Annotated in this window: 23 protein-coding genes; 5 read left to right on the top strand and 18 right to left on the bottom strand. The window is 48.5% G+C overall.

Going from position 1 to position 21,025, the window contains the following annotated elements; all coding sequences use genetic code 11:
• The first annotated feature begins 4 nt into the window (after nucleotides 1-4).
• Nucleotides 5-262: a hypothetical protein gene (locus SMC1_RS03910; protein ID WP_119085496.1), complete on the top strand. Its 258-nt coding sequence runs from the start codon at nucleotides 5-7 to the stop codon at nucleotides 260-262.
• 273 nt (nucleotides 263-535) lie between these two features.
• Here SMC1_RS03910 and SMC1_RS03905 read toward each other — a convergent pair whose 3' ends face one another.
• Nucleotides 536-1,273, bottom strand: a complete 738-nt coding sequence (locus SMC1_RS03905) for a hypothetical protein (RefSeq protein WP_119085495.1) — start codon at nucleotides 1,271-1,273, stop codon at nucleotides 536-538.
• On the bottom strand, nucleotides 1,270-1,428 hold the full coding sequence (locus SMC1_RS10535; protein WP_165849192.1) for a hypothetical protein: 159 nt from the start codon (nucleotides 1,426-1,428) through the stop codon (nucleotides 1,270-1,272). Before SMC1_RS10535 ends, SMC1_RS03905 begins: the two co-directional genes overlap by 4 nt.
• 465 nt (nucleotides 1,429-1,893) lie before the next feature.
• Between SMC1_RS10535 and SMC1_RS03900 the strand changes: the two genes are divergently transcribed.
• The gene (locus tag SMC1_RS03900; protein ID WP_119085494.1) at nucleotides 1,894-2,664 is read left to right on the top strand and encodes a replication initiation protein; all 771 of its coding nucleotides are present in this window, start codon (nucleotides 1,894-1,896) and stop codon (nucleotides 2,662-2,664) included.
• Between the two features lie 328 nt (nucleotides 2,665-2,992).
• On the opposite strand, the gene SMC1_RS03895 is transcribed toward SMC1_RS03900, so the two are convergent.
• The 12 genes from SMC1_RS03895 to SMC1_RS03835 all read right to left on the bottom strand — a co-directional run bounded on the left by SMC1_RS03895 (nucleotide 2,993) and on the right by SMC1_RS03835 (nucleotide 12,958).
• Nucleotides 2,993-3,991: a hypothetical protein gene (locus SMC1_RS03895; protein WP_119085493.1), complete on the bottom strand. Its 999-nt coding sequence runs from the start codon at nucleotides 3,989-3,991 to the stop codon at nucleotides 2,993-2,995.
• A gap of 32 nt (nucleotides 3,992-4,023) precedes the next feature.
• Nucleotides 4,024-4,803 carry a hypothetical protein gene (locus SMC1_RS03890; RefSeq protein WP_119085492.1) on the bottom strand — a complete coding sequence of 260 codons (780 nt, stop codon included), beginning with the start codon at nucleotides 4,801-4,803 and terminating at the stop codon, nucleotides 4,024-4,026.
• A gap of 361 nt (nucleotides 4,804-5,164) precedes the next feature.
• Nucleotides 5,165-6,253 (bottom strand): hypothetical protein, encoded by a 1,089-nt coding sequence (locus tag SMC1_RS03885; RefSeq protein WP_119085491.1) that lies wholly within the window; start codon nucleotides 6,251-6,253, stop codon nucleotides 5,165-5,167.
• A gap of 2 nt (nucleotides 6,254-6,255) precedes the next feature.
• A complete protein-coding gene (locus SMC1_RS03880; RefSeq protein WP_119085490.1) occupies nucleotides 6,256-6,561 on the bottom strand; it encodes a hypothetical protein in 306 nt (101 codons plus the stop codon).
• Between the two features lie 553 nt (nucleotides 6,562-7,114).
• Nucleotides 7,115-7,786 carry a hypothetical protein gene (locus SMC1_RS03875; protein ID WP_119085489.1) on the bottom strand — a complete coding sequence of 224 codons (672 nt, stop codon included), beginning with the start codon at nucleotides 7,784-7,786 and terminating at the stop codon, nucleotides 7,115-7,117.
• 70 nt (nucleotides 7,787-7,856) lie between these two features.
• Complete coding sequence (locus tag SMC1_RS03870) at nucleotides 7,857-8,246, bottom strand: hypothetical protein (RefSeq protein ID WP_119085488.1); 390 nt, start codon at nucleotides 8,244-8,246, stop codon at nucleotides 7,857-7,859.
• 412 nt (nucleotides 8,247-8,658) lie between these two features.
• Nucleotides 8,659-9,486: a PEGA domain-containing protein gene (locus SMC1_RS03865; RefSeq protein ID WP_165849191.1), complete on the bottom strand. Its 828-nt coding sequence runs from the start codon at nucleotides 9,484-9,486 to the stop codon at nucleotides 8,659-8,661.
• Nucleotides 9,487-10,009: 523 nt separating this feature from the next.
• Nucleotides 10,010-10,279, bottom strand: a complete 270-nt coding sequence (locus SMC1_RS03855) for a hypothetical protein (protein ID WP_119085485.1) — start codon at nucleotides 10,277-10,279, stop codon at nucleotides 10,010-10,012.
• Between the two features lie 145 nt (nucleotides 10,280-10,424).
• On the bottom strand, nucleotides 10,425-11,480 hold the full coding sequence (locus SMC1_RS03850; protein ID WP_119085484.1) for a DNA/RNA non-specific endonuclease: 1,056 nt from the start codon (nucleotides 11,478-11,480) through the stop codon (nucleotides 10,425-10,427).
• 150 nt (nucleotides 11,481-11,630) lie between these two features.
• A complete protein-coding gene (locus SMC1_RS03845) occupies nucleotides 11,631-11,894 on the bottom strand; it encodes a hypothetical protein (protein ID WP_119085483.1) in 264 nt (87 codons plus the stop codon).
• A 360-nt stretch (nucleotides 11,895-12,254) separates the two neighbouring features.
• A complete protein-coding gene (locus tag SMC1_RS03840) occupies nucleotides 12,255-12,476 on the bottom strand; it encodes a hypothetical protein (protein WP_119085482.1) in 222 nt (73 codons plus the stop codon).
• Nucleotides 12,477-12,580: 104 nt separating this feature from the next.
• Nucleotides 12,581-12,958, bottom strand: a complete 378-nt coding sequence (locus SMC1_RS03835; RefSeq protein ID WP_119085481.1) for a WG repeat-containing protein — start codon at nucleotides 12,956-12,958, stop codon at nucleotides 12,581-12,583.
• 179 nt (nucleotides 12,959-13,137) lie between these two features.
• Here SMC1_RS03835 and SMC1_RS03830 point away from each other — a divergent pair, with 179 nt between their 5' ends.
• From SMC1_RS03830 to SMC1_RS03820, 3 genes are all read left to right on the top strand, one after another.
• On the top strand, nucleotides 13,138-13,380 hold the full coding sequence (locus SMC1_RS03830; RefSeq protein ID WP_119085480.1) for a hypothetical protein: 243 nt from the start codon (nucleotides 13,138-13,140) through the stop codon (nucleotides 13,378-13,380).
• A gap of 279 nt (nucleotides 13,381-13,659) precedes the next feature.
• Nucleotides 13,660-15,825: a DEAD/DEAH box helicase gene (locus tag SMC1_RS03825; protein ID WP_119085543.1), complete on the top strand. Its 2,166-nt coding sequence runs from the start codon at nucleotides 13,660-13,662 to the stop codon at nucleotides 15,823-15,825.
• Nucleotides 15,812-16,486 carry a DUF2290 domain-containing protein gene (locus SMC1_RS03820; RefSeq protein ID WP_119085479.1) on the top strand — a complete coding sequence of 225 codons (675 nt, stop codon included), beginning with the start codon at nucleotides 15,812-15,814 and terminating at the stop codon, nucleotides 16,484-16,486. Before SMC1_RS03825 ends, SMC1_RS03820 begins: the two co-directional genes overlap by 14 nt.
• Before the next feature lie 284 nt (nucleotides 16,487-16,770).
• Here SMC1_RS03820 and SMC1_RS03815 read toward each other — a convergent pair whose 3' ends face one another.
• The 4 genes from SMC1_RS03815 to SMC1_RS03800 form a co-directional block, all read right to left on the bottom strand.
• Nucleotides 16,771-17,556 (bottom strand): ABC transporter permease, encoded by a 786-nt coding sequence (locus tag SMC1_RS03815; RefSeq protein ID WP_119085478.1) that lies wholly within the window; start codon nucleotides 17,554-17,556, stop codon nucleotides 16,771-16,773.
• Nucleotides 17,553-18,470 (bottom strand): ABC transporter ATP-binding protein, encoded by a 918-nt coding sequence (locus SMC1_RS03810; RefSeq protein ID WP_119085542.1) that lies wholly within the window; start codon nucleotides 18,468-18,470, stop codon nucleotides 17,553-17,555. Before SMC1_RS03810 ends, SMC1_RS03815 begins: the two co-directional genes overlap by 4 nt.
• 1,070 nt (nucleotides 18,471-19,540) lie before the next feature.
• Complete coding sequence (locus SMC1_RS03805; protein WP_119085477.1) at nucleotides 19,541-19,972, bottom strand: DUF1801 domain-containing protein; 432 nt, start codon at nucleotides 19,970-19,972, stop codon at nucleotides 19,541-19,543.
• 195 nt (nucleotides 19,973-20,167) lie between these two features.
• On the bottom strand, nucleotides 20,168-21,025 hold an 858-nt coding region (locus SMC1_RS03800), incomplete at its 5' end, for an aldo/keto reductase (protein WP_119085476.1).

Here is a 21,025-nt window from a genome sequence, read left to right as displayed (position 1 = left end):
TGAAATGAAAGAAATAAGAGAAAACAGCAACAGCACCACTTACGAAACGAAAAAATATGAAGAACACGATATTTTGTTAAGTAGAGGTGTTGTTTATGATTTTGGTCTTCCTACTACCGAAGAGAAAGCATACGCAGAAAAAATAAGAAAAAAAATATACAAAATAGAACTTACCGACGATGAAGTTATAGAATTAAGGAAAATTCTAGCACAAGATATTGAAAGGCTGGAAAACCACATCGAGGTCTTGAAAAAGCCATAGAACAGAAATTGTTGAAAATTAAGGGGCTTGGTTTTCTAACAAAAATCAAAGCGACTATATTAGAAATTATCTATTTTGAAGGGGTGGTGTAGATATATACCACCCCTTCTCTTTGGCCTCAAAAAATTGACAGTTTTTTACTTTCTTGTATAACAAAAATGTTCTAAACCGCTCCTAACGGTTTGGGCAATTACGGAGGTCTTGCGCGAAAATGAAGAAGGGCAGAAGCAATTCTGCCTTTTTTCATATATTTAATTAAATTCTTTTACTTAATTAAGCTTTACGTATTCGTTTAATATCTTCTTCGCTGCGGGCTTCGTCTTCCGCATCTTTTTCTGAGTTTTCCAACATTTCTTTTGTATCTTTTAATAGCTCCGCCGTAGTTTGGCCGATCATTTTATCTATTTGCGCCTCGCCGCCCTTTAATTGCGCCAGAATATATTTTGAATTTTTGCCCGGCACGGCGATGCTCTTTAATACCTTATTCGCATAGCCTATCACTCCGTGCGTGAGATCCCCTTTGCCAAGCGTAGCCTTTGAAACGGCATTTATTACTCCGTTTATTTCGGTAGGAAGGGGAGAATGAAGCGCCTTTAAGAGTTCCCTTGTGTTCGTGAAGCCGGCTGAAATATCTTGAAGGGCGGCTATCTCTGGCGGAAGTTGTTTTTTAATTTCGCCCTTAATTCGAGCAACCCCCTCTTTTCCAACGATTTCCGCGCCTTTGCCAAGGGTCTGCAAAAGTTTTGGGTCTTTTAGCTTTTTCTTACCGACTTCGTAGAGGGTATCATAACCAGCTTTTAGGTTTTTTTTCAAGGGTTCGGCGCTCGTGTTTTTTAGCACGGTTTTTGCGAGGGGCGTTTTAATACTGCCCGCCGCCTTGCTTAAAATGGCCTTGCCGTGAATACCAACGGCCAACAGCGCCACTTCCGCCGTGCTTTTGGCTATCTGCTTCGCTTGGTTCATACGAGTACTATTTTGATTATCCGCTAACATTCGATCTAATTCGGTCATTTTTTTGCCTCCATATTAAAAACAATTTCATTTAATAAATCTAACTGATGTTTTATATCCATTTCAATCGCATTAGTATCATAAAATGCCAAATGTTTAACAACTATTAATTGATACAAAATATCCCTTAATAATTTATAATCTAATTTTTCCATTTTTTACCTCCAATAGATCAAATTATCGATCCTTCTACTATGTTATACGGAGTAATTGAAATGCCAACAAATGTAATAGTTGGGCTGGGCAAATTAAAGGACTAAAAAGCAAAGGAGAGCTCCTTTTTTAGTTCGAGGATCCCCCCGAAAATCCCATTTGAGAAAAAAGCAAAAGCCCAACGAGAGAAAAAACAAAACCACGAGAAAGAAGACAAAAACCCGCAAACCCGCATTGCAATTGAACATTTCTTCCGCGCCCATCTTTAAAGCACTTTCTTTTTTTTCTAGTTGGAATCTTCGGATCTTTTAAGATCTTTTATACCGTCTGGAAACGCTGATTACTATTGATTTTTCTTCCTCGAACTATTACATTTACGTTGCCAACTATTACATTTACGTTGTTGAGACTGAAATTAGTTGTTTATTCTAATTATTGTGTTACACTATTCTTGGAAGGTGAGAAAAATGAATGAAAAAAACAATCTTGTAAAAAAGTCGAATTATTTCATTGAGAATGCTCGCTACGAATTGACCCTTACGCAACAGAAACTGATCCTCTTCGTCATGGGTAGGGTCCGGGTTGAGGACCAAGCTTTCGAAGAGTACGACATCCTGATTTCAGAAATTGCAGCGGAAATGGGTATATCTCTCGACAGCGCGTATACCCGAATAGACACCGAAGTTCAAGCCCTAATGGAGAAGGTCTTTACTATTGAAGAGCTCACCCCCGAGGGCAAGAAAGACCGGACCAAGCTGGCTTGGTTCGCTTCCTTTCACCATTTAGAGGGTTCCGGTTCCGTTCAGGTATCTTTCGCTCCCCGGCTGAAGCCTTACTTCTTGCAGCTGAAAACCCGTTTCACCACCTATCCGCTAGCTTGCGTTTTGGCTATGCATTCCACCTATTCCATCCGAATTTATGAGCTTCTCAAAATGGAATTAGCATTTCACCACAAGAAGGACTTTACCCTAGAAGAATTCAAAACACTCTTGCAAATTGACAAGAAGCCGGCCTTCGAACAGTATTCGAATATAAAAGCACGAATTCTCCTTCCTGCTCTAAAAGAAATCAACAAGAATACGGATCTGCAAATTGTCAAGTTCCTGGAAAAGAAACAATCTCGGAAAGTCATCGGCTTCACTTTGATTTTTGGTCCTAAACCATCACAAGAAAGAGAAGTCCTTCACAACAATTATCGTGCGATAAAGTCGATCAGAAATATGACTCATGCCGACTAGCTCAGAAATTGCCACTTTTTCGTCTTTCTGTATAACAAATTGTCCCAAACTTCTTCGGATCTTTGGAAAATCCCGGAGGCTTGTATGCCGCCAAATGAGAGGTTGCTACCGTAAGGTAGCAACCTCTTTTCTTTTTGCAAAGCCCTGGCCGAGTGGGAAGCTGGACTTCCCCGAAATAGCAATCCAGTCGCCCTGTGGTATGCCGTTTCCCGGGGCAAGGCAGAGCTTTTACATGGCTTGCCGTGTGTTTGTAGGGTCGCCTTTCTTAGTGCCCTAAAATGGCTAGTCCATTTTTGATGGACACGTTCCGCCATTTTGCCTTCCCAACTCAATTAGAACCAGAAGCGGTTAAACCAGAAACGTATTTACTCGCCGTTTGGTAGATCTTCTCGCCTTGGCTATGGTATGAATCGCCCTGTTGTTGTGCCACGGCAATCCTCTGTGATAGGGCTGCTTGTTGTTTTTGCGCACCTCCAATTGCCGAAGAAACGGCGTCCGCCCTTACTGGGGAATCAGAAACGTTCAACCTCTGGTACATTTTCCAATTTTGTTGGAGTTTCGTAATATCATTTCCAAGCTGCGCATACAAAGCCTGCGCTTGTTGAACATGATATCCAAAAGAACCGCCAAAAGCAGATGAATCAACATCCAAAAAATTCTTGATGTTATCCAATTGAGAAGAAAGAACGTTCAGTTGCTGAGAAACAACGTCCAATCGCCCAGAAGTAAGCGGTTGCTCAGAGACATAAGACTTCAAGAATTGGTAGTACGACTGCATTCCCTTCAAAAGAGATCCAAAAGAATCCATATCGTCATCAAAACTAACACCGGCTGCCTGTAAAGCATCCAATTTGTCCTCGGTGATGGCCATTAACAAAGACACATCCGCATCACTGGCATCTTTCTCTTTCTTTTGCTTCTGAAAACCATCAACTGCCTGGTTGAAGTCCGTAACACTTCCTGGCTTAAAAGCGATTGTTGCCATTGTTCCAGTTCCATCATTAGCCGGGTACGACAGCGTTAGTACGTTCTTGTTTAAGGTGCCGGTCATTGTTATCCCATTTGAAAGGGTAATGCTTATATCTGCTCCATTGAGTACTCCATTAAAGGAATAGTTTTCACTCGTTACTGCAAGAGTGTTGTTATCGACCGACGCTTGTTGAAGTTGTCCCGTCAGTTTATTGTCCGTTTCTGCCCAGTTAATAAAGAGCTCCGAATTTGTATAGACTGCGACATACTCATGAGGTGCATTCCCTTGTCCTGCGCATCCTGTTAACACCAGAAACGACAAGAACAAAGCAATGATTCCTGAAACTCTCTTCTTCATTGCCTGCCACCATTGCCCCAGACGGCCATCCGCTAGTGGGGAAGACTGCGATAGTAACTTCTGACATATGTCCCGTCACTTCGATAGTAGCTGTGCACAAAAACGGTCTTCGATCGTCCCGTCTGCTGGCTAATCTGACCATAGTAAGAGCCATTCTCCGCAACGAACGGAAAACTGCGTCCGCTGGAAAGTCGCACCGTGGACTGAACTCGTTCGGTGCGCGGAAGCCTCCATATTGCCGTTGTCTGGGCTTTCGGGATTATCAGCGCCGTCGCATACTGGGAGACCGAGGTATAGGGAATTGTCTCTTCTACACCCTTGAAGACATTCTGAGACGTGGTCTTGCCAGTCAGATCGCCGTGGTTGGCCCAACCTGTGACGAGGCCGTTTTCAAGTTCAACTGTCGATAACCCATAGTACCACCAAGATGACCCGAATCCGAAGGAAGCCATGCTCTGTGGCGTACCCATGGCGGCAGTGACCTGGGAAGCGGTGGACCCGACGCGAATTGGGGTGGCTCCCGAGACGGCAGACCCCGTGCTGACCTTCAGCGTCCTGCTCCCTTGCTGCCAGCCAGTGACCTTGCCATCCTGAAAGTCCACAGTCGAGGAGCCGTAGTACCAAGTCGATAGGTTGAGGATTTGTGATACGGACGTAGGCGTACCCATGACCGTTCGTACGGTTGCAGAGCTGGATCCCAGACCGAAAACGGTAGCTGCCTGACTTGGGATTGGCAAAGCGAGATACATGACTAACAGCAGGACCACGGCCAACCCGAGACAAATGGTTTTGCGTCGATTCTTCCAGGTCATGTTTCCCTCCGCACGTCCTCAGAGTACATCCCTACGCCGTTCCGCTCCCAGAAATGCCCAGAGCAAAACTCTCATCCGCGTGAATATCCAATTCTACCTGTACTTGAATTCTCTTAGCAAAGATGAACATGTCAAGCCTCGCTGTCGCTGATTGTCAGACTGGGGCACCCCACACTCGTTTTCCGAAAATCGCCAGTGGATAGCTATGTTAGTGACTCCCAGGTCGATGCGTCTCGCGAATCGATGCACGACTTCCAGCTGGCTCGCGCGGTCGAGGCTGAGGAAGAATGGCTCGAAGTCAGTCACAAGCGTTCGACCATTTCGACCGTACAGGTCAGAACAGGCGATGAAGCAGAACTAATCAGGAGTGCTGATACCGCGAGAGAAACAACGGGTCAGCACGGCCCACGTATCTCGTTGTAGCTGCATCGCAATTGCTGTAGACAAACTGATGCCCATGTCGCGAGAAGTCCGGCGTAACGTCGTTTGTGAGAGCGAGTGCGACATCATAGCGAGGAGGGTGTGGGTACTCCGGTCCATAGAAGAACTGAAGTGACACCTGTAGAAGTCCTCCACAGTAGTTGACAGCTGCAAGATGGCACCAGGAACCCGGTCCAGTATCCACCGGGATTTGCACGATTGACTCCCATTTCATCGTGACAAACTGACTGTCGTCGCCTCCGTTGTAGATGTAGTCCTTCACAGCGTGAAGGTAGAGTTCCAGGCCGGTGATGGAGCCGTTGCTGCTCGCGAGTAAATAGTCCAGGGCGATTTTCGCAATCGCCCGACAGATATAGAACCTGTCCTTTGAGACAGAAGAAACGAACTCCCCTCCGTTTTGGACGGCTCTCCCTGGCTCCTCAAGTTCCAGCCATTCGTACCCTTCCGCACTCGGCTGAACGACGCCGCGAATGACACTCTTAAGTGCACCGAACGCAAGCCAACGGACTCGAGCTGGTGGCGATATGCCAGATTCTTCCAGGAGACTCACAAGCTCGCCAAGCGTCTGAATGCCATCGCTAAGTGGGATTTGGATCTCGTTTCCAGCTGAGTCTGTGGTGACCAGCTGATTCAGCCATTGCGTGCCGATTGAACGACCATTGAGGCCAGGAACTGGTGTAGCAAGTAGCTGCAAACCGGATTTCGGATCAGCTACTGTCACCCTTTGCGCCATCGCGCCGGCGCTACCCCTGACGAACGAGTCAATCTTCTTGTGGGTTGGCCTGCCCTTGATATCCAGCAGTCTTCGCAGAATGTCAATGTCGCCGGTATGGGAGAACTGGTCCTCAAGAATCCCCAGTCTTCTGTTGCAGTCTCCGCAGACGTGCTTCAGCAGATGCGGAAACCCTTCGAACTCCCCGAAGAAGCGCGGCCAACCGTGCTCATCGGACATCGGACCTTTGAATCCGCAGTAGATGCACTCTCCGATCTCCTGCTTCTTGGAGCTCACGCCTACTCGAATGCGGCAGGGAAGCCGCCAGCTGTAGCAATAACACGGTCGATCTCGGCGTCGTAGATGTTGAGCGTCATGCTTCTCACGTCACCGGCAGTCAAGCACCTTCTGCACATACTTCTGGTCACGGTTGAAGGCACTGCCAATCTCACAGAGAAAAACCCAAGAAGCAGGTCTCTCCTAACGCTATCATCCCGCAGCCGGTCGGCTCGCTCGACGCGGTCGCAGTCAATTGCACGTTGGTAGGAAAACCAGTCTTTCGGCTGTTCCCACAACGGGATACCGTTTGGATTCGGGCGAAGCATGGCTCACCTCGTTGTTGTCCCCGTGGAGGGGACAGATTTTGGTTCCTTGCTTCCCTACAAAGCTAGAAACTCCTACTTACCTCCCTATACACTATTATAACGCGGCAAATTGGCAGTATCGTCGCTTCTAGACAGACGAAGAGCCCAATTTGGGCAATCATGAAGATACGGTGAAGGCAAGGTCGTAGCTCTTGGCATGATGCTTCGTGGAGGTCATGCTCCTCTATGCTATCGATGTGCTTCTATAATTCCGAATCCCTCATCCTGATCGATCGCCTGGCCTCATTCTAGGACCATGGCGATGATCTCAGGGCAAAAGACGTACTACGCGACCCCACCATGACGATCTCAAAACGCTTGCCGTACGATTGTACCCCCTTAAACCGCTTCCAACCTCAAGCCTACGGCTCCCGCCTCCGGCAGAAGTCCCCAGGACGGACGACCCGGCAGCCGGGACAGACCGGGGGCCCTATCAATGCAAGAGCGGCCCCTTGTGAGAGACCGCCCCGCTATGCAGACAGACCGGGCAGTATCAACCGCCTGGACGTGTGCGCTACTGTCTGTTCCTCTTCCCTCTCCAGAATTGCTTGCGATAGCAGTACCTCGCTTCGCCTTCAAGCGGATTTATTGCAGCAGCAAAGGGGTCTTGACGGTCGTGACAACTCTTCTTGTCTTGAAGATACGTGCACCCTTCACATGTTGTTTCACATGTTGTGTATTCCTTTCTTCTCCGTTCCTCTTTACGCCGCTGACGATAACGCTCTACCTTATCGTCAATGCCTGCACATCCACCAATGAAGATTAGAATCCCTGCAATGGCGATCAGACCAGTCACTTCTAGGGCGATAAGCCAATCGACAACGGAGTATTCGCTTCCAGCTATGATCCCAAACGGAAACCACCTGTAGGCGAATTGGCCCCCTACCATTATATCCGTAGAGATGATGTACGTTGGAAGGTAAGAAGATATGCAGCCAAGTGCTAGCATGCAGATGTAGTTAACTGTCTGGATCCAAAAACCTCTCAATTTTACTCTGTCGAACCATCTTCCAAAAAAGTCACCCAGGCCTTGGTAGTCGTCCCCGTCTACATCTAGAACAAACCAGATAAAGCCCCCGATTACATATAGAATAAAGTAGAGTATTACTTCAATATAGACGCCCTTTACAAATATAAAAAAAACCCGTAACAACCAACCCATAATGGTCTCAGCTATATCAACCATAGTGTCTCCTTATTCAGTTCTAGACTGCTTTTTAGTAACAGGTCAAGCACTCACTCTATACCGGGCACCCTCACTCTCGGTTCACAGGGTCAGACTGCTTGCCCCGCTTCCTGCCTTCCACGAACGAACCGATGAAGAACAGAACCCCTGCAACGGCGGTCAGACTGACCACTTCCAGGGCGACACGTCCGTAGTCGATTAAGAGCGGATATCTGTTCGTGGTGTCGTGTAGATTTGGTATCCAGATCCTTGTGCCATAGGGGCCGTTTGTGCTCCCGATTGTGCTCCAAGAGCCGCGGTCTTCCTGTCCATATTCTACCAGGTTCAGTACCCAAACCCCCCTGTAGTCGAACTTTCCTCTATTTGGAGCGTAGTACGACGGCACATACAGGCATGCGCCGACAACTACAACCAGGTAGATCACCACCACTGCCTTAGTCCAAACGGTTTGCAATTTCATTCCCCCCCCCCGTCATTTGGTCTGCAACTGCGATTGCATGGTAGCGAGTCAACCCCTCCCTACAGAAAGGGCCCTCTTCTATTAGTATAACAGGGTTACAGGGTGCTTTTCTAGAAAAACCTGTAGAGCAGTCGGAGAGGGATATATAACAGACACCCCCACCCCTCGTTCCTTGTGGGGCAGGAGGGGCAGGGGCAGGACATCACCCAGGCGCTTTCTGGCGCACCTGCGCTACGCGCACAGAAGACACCCCTTATACGTTCAGCAAGAGGGGTGTACGGGTATGAAGTATAAAGGCAGGGACGGGGGGAGCAGAGCGTCAGCTAGTTTGTGGTCTGATAGCCTCCGCAGGTTACAAATGTCTCCTCCGTTAGTGATACGGTCCTTGAAACGCGGAGCTCTGTGCCTCCGGCTAGTACTCACTGAACGAATCGGCTGGCATGTCGCTTGAACTGGCGTTGCCGTTGAGCACCTGACTCAGTGTAATGCTCCACTTCCGGTAGCGCTGCCCACCTGGCTCCGCTGCCGTCGTATACTCGAATGTGTCGTCGAATTGGGAACAGCTGAGGTCGCTGATGAAGGTCTTGTGTACAGCCTCATACCCACGTCCCGTCGCAAACAGTATGCGGTACACTCCATCCGGAATGCCCGACACTTTCGTCGTCGAATTGGAGCGGAGATACACCGTTACGGACGCCTGAGAGCTGCCATTTTTCACTACCTTGACGATTGCATCTGGACCACTATCTATGTGGATCGACAAAGTCCCCAGCCCTCCGCGGAATGCAGACAGCCGTTTCAGAATCGCCCCGTTGGCAGGCCGTGGCGACGCCTTTGGCGTTGCCGGTTGCGCTGGCGGCCTGGGAATGGCCGGCTTGGCGGCGGGCTTTGACACGGACGGCACGACAGCAGCGACGGTCTTCGACTTGACGAGAGTAGCGCTAAATGACGATGTACTCCCTGCAACTACCTCGACTTGCGTGTTGGCATCGTCATAGCCTGTCATCCGAACCCGTACATCGTGTGGCCCCGGCACAACCCCCGTTATCGTCGCGGGTGTCCTGGCGTCAGTGTAACGATCGTCCAACAAGATGCTTGTTCCTGACGGTTCAGAGGAAACGCTTATAGTCCCAGTTTGTTCAACCTGAGATGTCTGAGCGACTGGCAAACCTGAATTCCCGGGAACTGTTCTTCTGGGTTGAACGAGCCCAAAGATGACCGCTGAGACGATTAGCACCATGGCTACTGCAATACCTGGCCATACTAGTCGTCGTCTAGCGTGATGAGCAATTTTCTGGTGTGGGGGCGTGAATGTTTCAGTTGGGGTCGCAGTCACCGAGGCAACTACTGGGAAATGCTCCCTGAGAATCCGTCCGCACTGAGGACAGACATCAGCACCCTCCGGCACGGCTGCACGGCAAAACGGACACCTGCGCTCATCTGGACCGACGGGAGCAGAACCAGTCATCTCGTCACGTCCCAGGGACGATACATCTCCACACCATGGATCCCCTCCCAAGCACTCAAAACGCGCCTAAGATTTTGCCACTCTTTGCGCTTCCCCACCGGAATTCAACTCTTCTTATGCTATAGCAGGTGGCGAGTCGCGTCAAGAAAGGAGCAGATTCTATTAACAATAGCGATCCAGCATTGACCGGTATCCGTACCATTTATGTATTCCTGGGCCTGCAAGCAAATCACCGCCGTCCTTACCATAGACCGCTCGATCCTGCCAACGTCCAGCCCGGTTATAGCGACAACCGTCACACGTTGTCTGTGCCCGTTCCATGCTGATCTTCCTTCTCTTTACCCTCGCGCTTGCTGCTCAGTAGAGACAGCGCAATAAGAGCAAGAGTGGCAACAATGCTCAATGTAAGCATATTCGCAAAGAGTGCTCCATAATTGGTCTCTGGTACATACCCTTTCGTAGGTTTCAGAGGACCAGGAGCAGTAGGAGGAACAATCAACATGAAAAAAGCAATTACCAAATATACAATGATGATGATGCGAGCAGGAACCGACAGTCGTTTCATTGCCATTCCTCCCTTCTTGTAGGTGTCTGGTCTGGTCGTACCTGCAACCCTTACACGCTGTCTGTGTCCCCGGTTGCCCAGACCTCTTGTTCGCAGACGGCGAAGCCACCCTCAAATCGGTCGACAATCAGGAGTCCGGTCTTCATCACGGATTGCACACGCTGCAGGGGGTATATCCTTCGGCAATGGCAGCAGAACGCGAGATTGGAATGCAGCTCTTGGAGAGATACCGACATCCCAATCGGTGGTACTTGGTCCCGGTGCGAGTGATATAGACAGTGTCACTGGTGTTCGGCTGGGGCTTGGGAACTACCACAACGGGGACAGGTGGTACCACGACCACGGGCGCAGGTGAGGCCAGTTTTCCGTCCACTTTGGCTTCTATGACTTTCTGGATCGTTGCAGAAACATTTGATAACAAATTGTATCCTGTTGCTGCTTCGATAGCGTCAACACTTGTCAGGTAGGTCTGCCACTTCGAACTGACGGTGTTTATATTCGGTGTATTGATAGCAATGACACGGGTCTTCGCGGTGATGCGGCTGAGATCTTTGGTTCCATTTGACAGGACGACCGCTACTTTCCAAACATGAGACGGTACCGTGACATGTCCGCCGTCAATCGTTGTTTCGTAGCTTTTGGAACCCGTGCCACCTGTTCCATAGGATCCCATGACGATGTATAGTTCGTCCCCGCTTTTTACCAACCCACGCAGGTAATTCTCGAAGTACATCCAGGTACCCTCATTGTTTCTCGGTGCCTGCGGGATCATGTTCGTCATCAGGAAGGTCGATGAGTTGGCGGCGACAGAAGATGTCCGATCTGCTGAAGGACAATTGTGGCCACGATCGAACCCACTGCCGGAGTAGCCGCTCGCCTGTACTTCGTACCAACCGGCAGGAAGGGTACTGTCTGCACGGAAGTTGTTCAACCTGTCTGTTGCACCAAGCGAGGAACTTCCAACATACCAACTCACCCAGTTCGGTTCACCCCGGGACTTGTTGTAGGAAAGCGCGTAGTAGCTTGTCGTCATCAGGTAGTTGTTGGGACAAGCAGTACTGTGGACTGCCTTGCTGGGATTACCAAGGAGCAGGTTGTTACCATCGGCTGGCGATGTCAAAGCAATGACGGTCGAGGGGACAAGGAGCCCTGCAACCAGGAGAATCGCTACCAGAACCTTCAGCAGATGCATTCTTCGCATAAGTCCTCCTTCATTAAGAACAGCAACGTCACGGTCTGTGCCGGGTCCCCGCCTGTGTGTCCCTGGCAGGGGAAATTGGTGTTGCTCTATTTATCGTTCCACTTACTGTCACAATGGCAATACACGAAAAGCGGATCGTAAGTCCAGGCCTCACTTCTTGTTCATCATCAAGTTATCCCGCAATGCTTCCCGGTATCTCAGGTATGCGGAAGCAACCCCTTCCCCCTTACCCCCACCAGACCGCACATCGATCGCTTGAACGAACGACTTGGGCAGGATACGGAAATGGGCCTTCCTCACATCATAGACGCTCACATTGTCGACCCGTGCTATGATTGCAAAGTCCCCAGGGGTAATGCCCTCCTGTTTCAGATAAGCGACAAATGGATTCTTTGCATCGTCTCTGCTGATCATGTCTCATACCTCCATGTTCGTCTGTCAAACCCTTGCCATATTCATTGCCCGGACTGTGTTTGCCTCGTCCCTTTCCGGGCTCCTCGACCAGGCCGCTTCGTCAACCTGCAAGGGATCCCGTTACGCTACTTGTACTTATTGTTGATTTTCCATAGTTATTATATCATTATTCTATTTCATGTCCAGCAGGAACTTACCTGCAGACAACGGGCCCAGGCAATATGACGTTATGGCGACAAGGTGATAACGTACCAACGAACAAGGCGGCCCCTGTAGTAGAGATCCGCCCTGACTGTTTGTATAATGTACAGGCGGGGCAGTCGGTACACCGGCCCGCTGTAACCCCTTGTCACACCTGGTTCAAGTGCTTTGATCTTCGGTATCTTCGTCGTCAAAGGGAATACTGGCGATTTCCTTCACGAATTCCGCCTCCTCCGACGACAGTTTGATTCTATTGAACATCCGTATGCTGGTCAGAATATTCATCGTCATGAGTTCATGCAGAATGCTATCCAAGATTCCCTGTATACCTTCACCGGTTCCCTCAATATTCTTATCCATTCCTTTTGTGTCTTTATCCATTAGCTATCCCCTCTCCCTGTTCGGGTCTCTCTGTTTTTTCTTCAATTCCACTACCACTCCAGCTTGCTGTCTATTCATTTCCTTTCAGGCATGTGCGACAGATTTCACTCCGTCTTTCCAAGTATCGGCGTGCCCTTGGTGTCGATGTAGCCCCATTTGCCGTTGAGTTCCACAGCCACAACACCATCGTTGAAAGGAAATGCCCTGTCGTAGGTAACTGGTACTACCGTGCTTCCTCCGGTGTCGATGAGTCCCCATTTGCCGTTGAGTTGGACACTGACAAGACCCTCGTCGAACGTGTCCACCAAGTCATAGGCGGGCTGTATAACCATGTTCTTGTTTCGGTCGCAGAATCCCCATTTCTCACCCTTGCGGTACGGGATCAGCATCGAAATCTTGTTTCCACTTGGCACCTTTGTTCCACATTCAGAACGCCCGTATTCATGATTCCTTTCTCTATCCTTGATCTCTTTCTTCTTCATTTCTTTCTCCTCTATTTCTAAGGCTTCCGCCACGAATTATTTCGACCTGTTCAGCGCCGATCGATTTTTTTTATTATAATCCTTTTTTACAAGTTGATAGTGTTGATATTTCTCTTATTCTTCACTTTTTTTTTAATTTGGCATCGATGCGCCGGGACTTAGGCAAGGAAAGGACAGTTATGACCAAGCAGTGGGCGAAGCGAGAGGGAGAGATTCAGCGCATTATGGAGTCGACTGCGGAGATGTATGGGGATCTTGAGAGCATCGCTGGAAGGACTCTCCAGCAGATTGACGGGCTTGAACTGAGCGCACTGGATGAGCCTGATGACAGCCTCGAAAGGCATCGTGAAGCGCTGCCCGGCGAGTCCGCTGGCACGGAACCATACCGCGCGAGCAGACCGGAAAGCACCGAATCAGGCTGACCAATTCATTGCCTGACCTGATCCGTACCGAGAGGGGAACTTGCACCAACATTCTGGACTTGACTATTGACAGTGAATACAACAAACATGACAATATCGTATGGAGATGTTAGTTTGCACACGAATTAAGCGAAGCTTTGGGGGCGCTGCTAGCAGGCGAAATACTGTGCGTTGTTAGCGAAATGGCTGGTAGACTGGAAGCTAGCCGTCTGTATCGCGTGAGATGTTCCAGGAGGAATCTATTTATACCTGCAGAATCGAAGTCAATAGGTGGCAGAGATGACGACAATCATTACAGGTACTACGAATAAACCAATGGCAGCCGAACAACTGAGACTGTTCTTCAAGAATCATCCAGACTATTCCGGTTATCTATATATTGGCTATCCCATCATTGGAACAGTCAATGGACCCTATCCTATTGATGCACTTTGGGTTTCGAGTGAGAAGGGAATGGTTATCTTCAACCTCGTAGAAGGCAAAGATCTGTCGGATTATCAAGATCTGCAAGATGATTCTGTCAATAAGATCGAAGCCAAACTTGAGGGGTATCGCCAACTAATGGATAGGCGGAAGCTATGCGTGAAGGTTTCGGCTGTTACCTACCCAGCAACAGTTGCGCACATGCCAACACCCGATGTCAATTATCCAGTCTGCGATGACAGCAATCTGGAGGAGGTTCTCAATCCAATTTCATGGAGTACCCCTGCCTATTATGATAGTCTGCTCTCGGTGTTGCAATCGATATCGACAATACGGAAAGGGAAGAAGAAGAGAGAGATTTTAAACTCAAGATCTCGTGGTGCCAAATTGCGTAGCATCGAGGATTCGATAGCTAACTTGGACAACAGACAAAGCCATGCCGTTATAGAGACGGTTGATGGCGTTCAGAGAATTCGCGGACTTGCCGGCTCTGGCAAGACGATTGTACTTGCACTTAAGGCTGCCTATTTGCACGCTCAACATCCTGACTGGAAAATAGCTGTAACTTTCAATACACGTTCACTGAAAGGACAATTTAGGCAACTTATCAACACATTCTATATCGAGCACACGAATGAAGAACCGGACTGGGACAACTTGCATGTAATTCACGCTTGGGGTGCTCCTGGTGGTGGCGAAAGGAACGGAATGTACTATACATTCTGTTCTTTGAACAATACCGCATATCGTGACTACCTCGCTGCTCGTAATTTGTTCGGCTCTGCGGATCCTTTTGGCGGTGCATGCAATAAAGCGCTTGAAGAAGCTAAGGAGCGAGAGATTAAGCAGACATATGATGCCATTCTAGTTGATGAGGCGCAGGATTTCTCTCCGGGATTCCTGCTCCTGTGTTATGAGATGCTTAAGGAGCCAAAACGGCTTGTATATGCGTATGATGAACTTCAGAATCTCCGTTCAATATCTCTACCGGCTCCTGAGGCGATCTTCGGGACAGGACCGGATGGTACTCCTCGGGTCAAGTTTACTGTAGATACTGATGGCATGCCTCAACAAGACATAATCCTCGAGAAGTGCTATCGGAATTCACGCCCTGCCTTGGTAACCGCGCATGCGTTGGGTTTCGGTATCTATCACAAACCACCGGCTGACAAGGAATCTGGTTTAGTACAGATGTTTGAGCAGAGCTCTCTCTGGACGGATATTGGTTATGAAGTGGAATCAGGAGAGTTGGCGGATGGGCAGCACGTAGTATTGGAGCGCACGGCAAGTAGTAGCCCCAAATTCCTCGAAAACCATTCTGATAAGGGTGATCTCATCTTGTTCAAGTCTTTCGCTTCCCAAGGAGAACAGGATAAGTGGGTTGCAGAGCAAATCAAGACTAACTTGTCTACTGATGAATTGCGGCCTGACGATATCATCGTCATTAACCCTAATCCATTGACAACAAGAGAACTCGTTGCTCCAATAAGGAAGAAATTGTATGAGGAAGGAATTGCGTCTCACACAGCCGGTGTAGATACTGCGCCAGACGTATTCTTTGCAGACAACAATGATTCTGTAGCATTTACTGGAATATACAGAGCTAAGGGCAATGAAGCCGCCATGGTTTATGTCATTAATGCACAGGATTGCTTCGAATCCAGTTTTGAAATGTCGAAAGTCCGCAACCAGCTGTTTATCGCCATTACACGGAGCAAGGCTTGGGTGCGCGTTCTAGGGGTCGGCAGGAAGATGGAAGGGTTGATTGCTGAATACAACCAGGTCAAGGATTATCGGTACACTCTGGATTTTGTATATCCCACTAAAGTCCAGCGTGATCATATGAACATTGTTAATAGGGACATGAGCGAGGCCAAGAAGCGTAAGGTAAAGAATTTCGCCGATATCATTACTGAGCTGGATAATGGTCAGATCTACTTGGAGGATTTAGGCGAAGAACAGATTGAGAAACTGAGAAAGCTCCTGGATCGGCACAGGGGCGATAGAAATGCTGACAGCTAGACATATCCAGAAACAGATTCTTCAACTGACCGGTGAATTGCTCGAAACAGGGCTCTGCGACTCTCTGAATTTCCCGGTGTACCAAGCTCATGAGGGTAACGTCGAAGAGATTGGGATTAGCAACAGCGACAACTCGATATTTCTGAAGAGCATCCCATATTTCGAGATGTTCAGAGAAGCAACAGAAAGAAAGATATACAACGTACAGATGATTGACGGTGCGCTGATTCTTATGCAGTACCGTTTTCGGAAAAGCGCATTGATCGCTCATCGCTTGTCATATCTTCCATCTCCGGATTTGGATGCATTTCAGAACGAGCCAGAGGTCTACCTAGAAGATGAACTCTATGCAGAGGTAGTTGATCGACGAATAGTATGCGTGCCTATCAGATTTGATTTTGACAATAACGTGACTGTCTGCAAACCGATTGAGCATCCCGTTTCGCATTTGACCCTAGGCCAATTCAAGAATTGCAGAATTCCTATCACAGCCGCGTTAACGCCGTATCAATTCATGTCATTCATTGTAACGAACTTCTATCACACGGCATTCACCAAGTACAATAGCCACTTCCTAGTTTGCAAAGAGGGCTTTGAGCCATCAATTTTCGATGAGGAAAGAGAGATGATGCATTTTCGAACCCCCGAGTACAAACACTAAATCTGCCAACACTGGTGTATAAAATTTATCGGTATAGCACGAAGAGCAAAGGGAGACTGACCCAAATTGGCGACGCACTCATCGCGTAGTCGTCTTGTGTCCCGGTGCTTTCCGTACTTTCCGGCTATTGGGAGCTGGCCTCCGACAAGCATCTTGCACGGAGGCACGTAATACTCGCAGAATCAGCTGAGTGTGAGGGCCATGGTGGACGCATAATGGGTCAGGTGCCCCTATCTCCACCATTCGTCCATCTTGGGCCCCGGAAGGGGCCCTTTTTCTAGTGTTTAGTATTGATCAGCATATCGCCACCGTGCCAAAGTACCAATTAGTCCCAAAATACTAGTTAAGAAAAGGATAATATAGCTGATGACTCCTAATTGCGCGCTTTCAACTCCTGCAGCACCCGTATATAGCATTGGAATCGACCATGGGAAATATCGCGCAAAACCCAATGCGCCCATGAATTGCGAAATGCCCAGAACAAGAATAACAAAGCCTACAGGAGCCAGATACCCACGACCAAGACTGGCAAAAAACGCTACCGGCGTACAGAGCAGTATTGTGAGAAGAGCAGCCACTGCAAATACAGAGACACTGTGAGAAGCAGTTTCACTTGTCCAACCTGAGAGTTGAACAACCCCACCCGCAATAAGACCAGAAGAAAGAAGAATGAGTGAGAGCAATGCACACCAGATCGCAACAACAACGAATTTGGCTAGAACGATAGATGATCGCGGAGCGGGTAACGCAAGCAAGTCTTTTGCGGTATGATCAGAATACTCACGGCCAAAATCCCAGCTTGTCACAAATCCAAACCCCACTAATCCTATCCCGACAATTGCTATATTGAGTAATCCAAAATAGGTTGGCCAGTCGGCTTGTAGGTTCAAGACAGTTGCCTTTGCGCCCAATATGCCAAACTTATGTGCGAGTTCTGGATTTTTTGCAAGATACATCATTAGACCCATCAGCACAGGTACTAGCATGAAAGTCAAAATTGTTATCAAGAGCATTTTAGAACGGCGAATTTTAAGGCCTTCAGCCCAAATAGCTGCAAGAATATTCTTCATTTTCTATTTGCTCCGACTATTCTCAAGAAATACGACTCAAGATCTTCCTCTTCGACTCGTAGCAGAGTTGGTGGCAAGCCAGCATTTACCAACATGGTTGCAATACTGTCAGGATAATCTATTGCTTTTTTGTCTGTTATTTCCAAAACCCCTTCTTCAGTTGTATAAACCGAATACCCGTCCTTAATGAGTTCTGCCTGTGCTGACTTCTTGTCATGGACATCCACAAGAAGTCTCTTTTGAAGGAGGTGCTCCAACTTATCTGCGTTGATTTCCTGTACCAGCCGCCCTTCATGGATAATGCCAACTCGGGTAGCTAGTTTGGATATCTCTCCCAGAATATGGCTGGATATGAATATTGTAACCCCATGGTTAGAGGACAGGTCCTTAAGTGACTCTCGTATCTCAACAATGCCAGCGGGATCCAATCCATTTGCAGGTTCGTCTAAGATTAGGATATCTGGATTGTGTAGGAATGCTTTTGCCAAACCAAGCCGTTGCATATTCCCTAAAGACAAGAGACCCGCCTTTCTGTTTCTATAAGGAGTTAGCCATAGCTTGTCAATCACTATATCGACTGATCCTTTATCCGGTATTTGACGCAATCGGCGCATAATCTCAAGATTTTCCCAAACAGTGAGTTCAGGATACGAAGACGGAGTTTCTACAAGATATCCAACATTTTCCCATAAGTCACAACTATCAGCACTAACCCTTTTCCCAAATAGGAAGGCTGAACCTGCTGTGGGGCGGATCATTCCTAGGAGCATGCGAATGGTTGTTGTCTTGCCCGCACCGTTAAGTCCCAAAAAACCGTAAACCTCACCTTTCCTAACTTCTAGGGAAACACTTTCTACGGCGTGCACATTACCAAACTGCTTCGTTAAACTTTCTGTTCTGATGACGTCTTCCATGATTTCCAATTTATCAACTCCACAATTGAGACGCCGACAGCTTTGGCGATTTTGCCATAGCTTGAACGCTCGGCTTATTAACACACCGCTTTCGACTCTTGCAGGCATTGTATGTTTATCTGTCCTGGCTTCAAGATGTGGTTACAAGTTGGCACTCCAGAACCTCCCCGTTCTTGTTCTCTGTCTTTCCACTCCGCCTCCTTCACCGCTTGCCTTGTTCCAAGCTTCGCAGATGTCGTGAGCTACCGACTCGCCGATTCACTCCAAGGTCGATGAGATACTCTACGGTTCTGGTTCTGTGGTCGGCGCGTACTCCGTGCCCTGCAGTTCGAGCACCGCAGTATTCTTGTCGTAAGCTCGTCGGGTTCACGCTTGTTGCAGGCACGGTCTTAGCTTCGCCCAAATGCACACAGACGGACTGTTGGCTCTGTTATGTTCCCAGTTGGTTGCGCACGTCGCAACTCTTGTCGCTCACAACATCCGTGTTTCACGCGCTTAGACGCCATCGTCTTCCCCCGGCAAACCTTCCCAGCAAGACTCGGTGGCTGCCCTGCACTACTCCTTCCTGCATACTTCTGTTCTGCTCAGTCGCCGCGCTTTCCTCCGCTTCAGAGGCCGTCGTTCAGCATCTGAAGGAAGGTGCGGCAGTAGGTTAAGCAGAAACCCGTAAGAGACATCCTGCTGGACGCCAAGACTGTCAGGCCCCCCTATCTCCACCACGACCGCATCAATACTGCGTTTCCAGCACAACCTTCTCACTCCGCCGACCCCCCATCGCGCTTCTATCGCCGGAAGGCTGAGTCCATGATTGGAGTCAGGGGTCCGGGACCTCTCGGCTCCACCATAAAAGGACTCAATCTTTGATACAAAGATTGAGTCCTTCTTCTTTTGTTTGAAAGCCAGAAAAGCCTTGTTAATGGGGGATTTTCTGATTTTCGCCTTCTTCCACGTGTGGCCTTATGGTGGCCAATTTCGGCCCGGTGACCGCTGCAGCTACAGCTAAAAGGGATATGACATACGTTGGATACAACATCGGGATGTTCGTCCAGCCATGCGTAGGTGTCGCGATGTTAGAGTATCCTATTCTCTGGTTTCTTCTTCGGGTTGCCTCGTGTCGCGTGAGGCCGGTTTGTGGATTGCACCCTGGAATGATTGTAACCTATGGCATCATGGATAAGAACCTTTAGCGATCTCTCATTGATTTTGTCGTCCTTGTAAATATCGATGGTTCTCCATTGTTTGCCTGTGAGTCCGCTATTGAAGAGCTTGTCAGGATCTGCAAGGCTCGCTCCCTGAGAGAAGGTTAGCTTTACTTTGTCCTTGAAGGCATTGGCAATACAGACTATCCCATCGTGGGACCATGCTGCAGTTCCCATCCATTTCCACTCCTCTACTATATCGGGATCAGCTTCATGGATAATCCTCCTAATACTGGCAAACGTGGTGCCGCGCCAACCAGTGAGATTGGCAATTAGATCGTCAATAAGTTCACTTGCGTTCATTACTCTATTACCTCCTAAATTACACAATATCATGTGCCGAATCAACATCGGAATGTTTCTCTTCTAGAGGTTCTATAGAATATGTTCACAACATGTTTACTCGACAGCACTGTACACTTCAACCGGCTCTGCCATGCAATCTGGGCCACTCCCCAATTGGGTACTGGTCTTTCAACCGCGAAGACTCTCCATGTTTTATGGCACGACATTGCCTGCCGCGCGGTAGATTTCGTACCACTCTTGCCTTGTTAATTCAAATGTGGACCCTTTGCAGATATCTTTCAGTCGAGCCGCGCTTGTTGTTCCGACAATGGGCTGTATTTTGGCGGGGTGGCGTAGAATCCAGGCAATAGCGATCGCAGTATTCGGCACCCCTTTGGTCTTGGCGAGTTCATCGATCTTGAGATTGAGTTCCGGGAACTTCTCATTATCGAGAAACGCGCCTGCGAACATACCATACTGGAATGGCGACCATGCCTGAATGGTAATGTCTTTCAAGCGGCAATAGTCGAGAATGCTGCTATCCCTGTCAACGGCACTGTCATTTTGCATGTTCACGTTCATGCCGTTGCTGATCATCGTCGCGTTGGTAATGCTGAGTTGCAGCTGATTAATGACGAGTTTCTGATTCAGGTACCTGTTGAGCAATTCAATCTGCATAGGTTTTTCATTGCTTACGCCAAAGAATCGGACTTTCCCATTGTTGTGCAGGATGTCAAACGTCTCAGCCACTTCTTGTGGATCTGCTAATGCGTCGGGGCGGTGGAGCAGCAATACATCAACGTAATCGGTATTCAACCGTTTTAGGCTGCCATCGACCGATTCCAGAATATGCTCTTTAGAAAAATCATAGTAAATGTTGCTTCCATCGTGCTGGCATATGCCACATTTTGTCTGGAGCAGTATTTTTTCACGGACAGCCGGACTCATGTGAATTGCCCGTGCGAACAACTCCTCAGACTTACCGCCGGCGTAGATATCTGCATGGTCGAAGAAATTGATGCCTTCGTCCAAAGCAGTCTGAACAAAAACTTCCGCTTCCTTGCCAGATAG

Origin of the sequence: Candidatus Cryosericum septentrionale (assembly GCF_003570995.1) — a bacterium.
Lineage (GTDB): Bacteria > Caldisericota > Caldisericia > Cryosericales > Cryosericaceae > Cryosericum > Cryosericum septentrionale.
The sequence above is the reverse complement of the archived record's forward strand: the minus strand, read 5'-3'. Positions and strand labels throughout refer to the sequence as shown.

Bases quoted from the DNA above. Each gene is read 5' to 3' on its own strand.
- SMC1_RS03910 (WP_119085496.1), top strand. From the start codon at position 5: ATGAAAGAAATAAGAGAAAACAGCAACAGCACCACTTACGAAACGAAA.
- SMC1_RS03905 (WP_119085495.1), bottom strand. From the start codon at position 1,273: ATGACCGAATTAGATCGAATGTTAGCGGATAATCAAAATAGTACTCGT.
- SMC1_RS10535 (WP_165849192.1), bottom strand. From the start codon at position 1,428: ATGGAAAAATTAGATTATAAATTATTAAGGGATATTTTGTATCAATTA.
- SMC1_RS03900 (WP_119085494.1), top strand. From the start codon at position 1,894: ATGAATGAAAAAAACAATCTTGTAAAAAAGTCGAATTATTTCATTGAG.
- SMC1_RS03895 (WP_119085493.1), bottom strand. From the start codon at position 3,991: ATGAAGAAGAGAGTTTCAGGAATCATTGCTTTGTTCTTGTCGTTTCTG.
- SMC1_RS03890 (WP_119085492.1), bottom strand. From the start codon at position 4,803: ATGACCTGGAAGAATCGACGCAAAACCATTTGTCTCGGGTTGGCCGTG.
- SMC1_RS03880 (WP_119085490.1), bottom strand. From the start codon at position 6,561: ATGCTTCGCCCGAATCCAAACGGTATCCCGTTGTGGGAACAGCCGAAA.
- SMC1_RS03875 (WP_119085489.1), bottom strand. From the start codon at position 7,786: ATGGTTGATATAGCTGAGACCATTATGGGTTGGTTGTTACGGGTTTTT.
- SMC1_RS03870 (WP_119085488.1), bottom strand. From the start codon at position 8,246: ATGAAATTGCAAACCGTTTGGACTAAGGCAGTGGTGGTGATCTACCTG.
- SMC1_RS03865 (WP_165849191.1), bottom strand. From the start codon at position 9,486: ATGGTGCTAATCGTCTCAGCGGTCATCTTTGGGCTCGTTCAACCCAGA.
- SMC1_RS03855 (WP_119085485.1), bottom strand. From the start codon at position 10,279: ATGAAACGACTGTCGGTTCCTGCTCGCATCATCATCATTGTATATTTG.
- SMC1_RS03850 (WP_119085484.1), bottom strand. From the start codon at position 11,480: ATGCGAAGAATGCATCTGCTGAAGGTTCTGGTAGCGATTCTCCTGGTT.
- SMC1_RS03845 (WP_119085483.1), bottom strand. From the start codon at position 11,894: ATGATCAGCAGAGACGATGCAAAGAATCCATTTGTCGCTTATCTGAAA.
- SMC1_RS03840 (WP_119085482.1), bottom strand. From the start codon at position 12,476: ATGGATAAAGACACAAAAGGAATGGATAAGAATATTGAGGGAACCGGT.
- SMC1_RS03835 (WP_119085481.1), bottom strand. From the start codon at position 12,958: ATGAAGAAGAAAGAGATCAAGGATAGAGAAAGGAATCATGAATACGGG.
- SMC1_RS03830 (WP_119085480.1), top strand. From the start codon at position 13,138: ATGACCAAGCAGTGGGCGAAGCGAGAGGGAGAGATTCAGCGCATTATG.
- SMC1_RS03825 (WP_119085543.1), top strand. From the start codon at position 13,660: ATGACGACAATCATTACAGGTACTACGAATAAACCAATGGCAGCCGAA.
- SMC1_RS03820 (WP_119085479.1), top strand. From the start codon at position 15,812: ATGCTGACAGCTAGACATATCCAGAAACAGATTCTTCAACTGACCGGT.
- SMC1_RS03815 (WP_119085478.1), bottom strand. From the start codon at position 17,556: ATGAAGAATATTCTTGCAGCTATTTGGGCTGAAGGCCTTAAAATTCGC.
- SMC1_RS03810 (WP_119085542.1), bottom strand. From the start codon at position 18,470: ATGGAAGACGTCATCAGAACAGAAAGTTTAACGAAGCAGTTTGGTAAT.
- SMC1_RS03805 (WP_119085477.1), bottom strand. From the start codon at position 19,972: ATGAACGCAAGTGAACTTATTGACGATCTAATTGCCAATCTCACTGGT.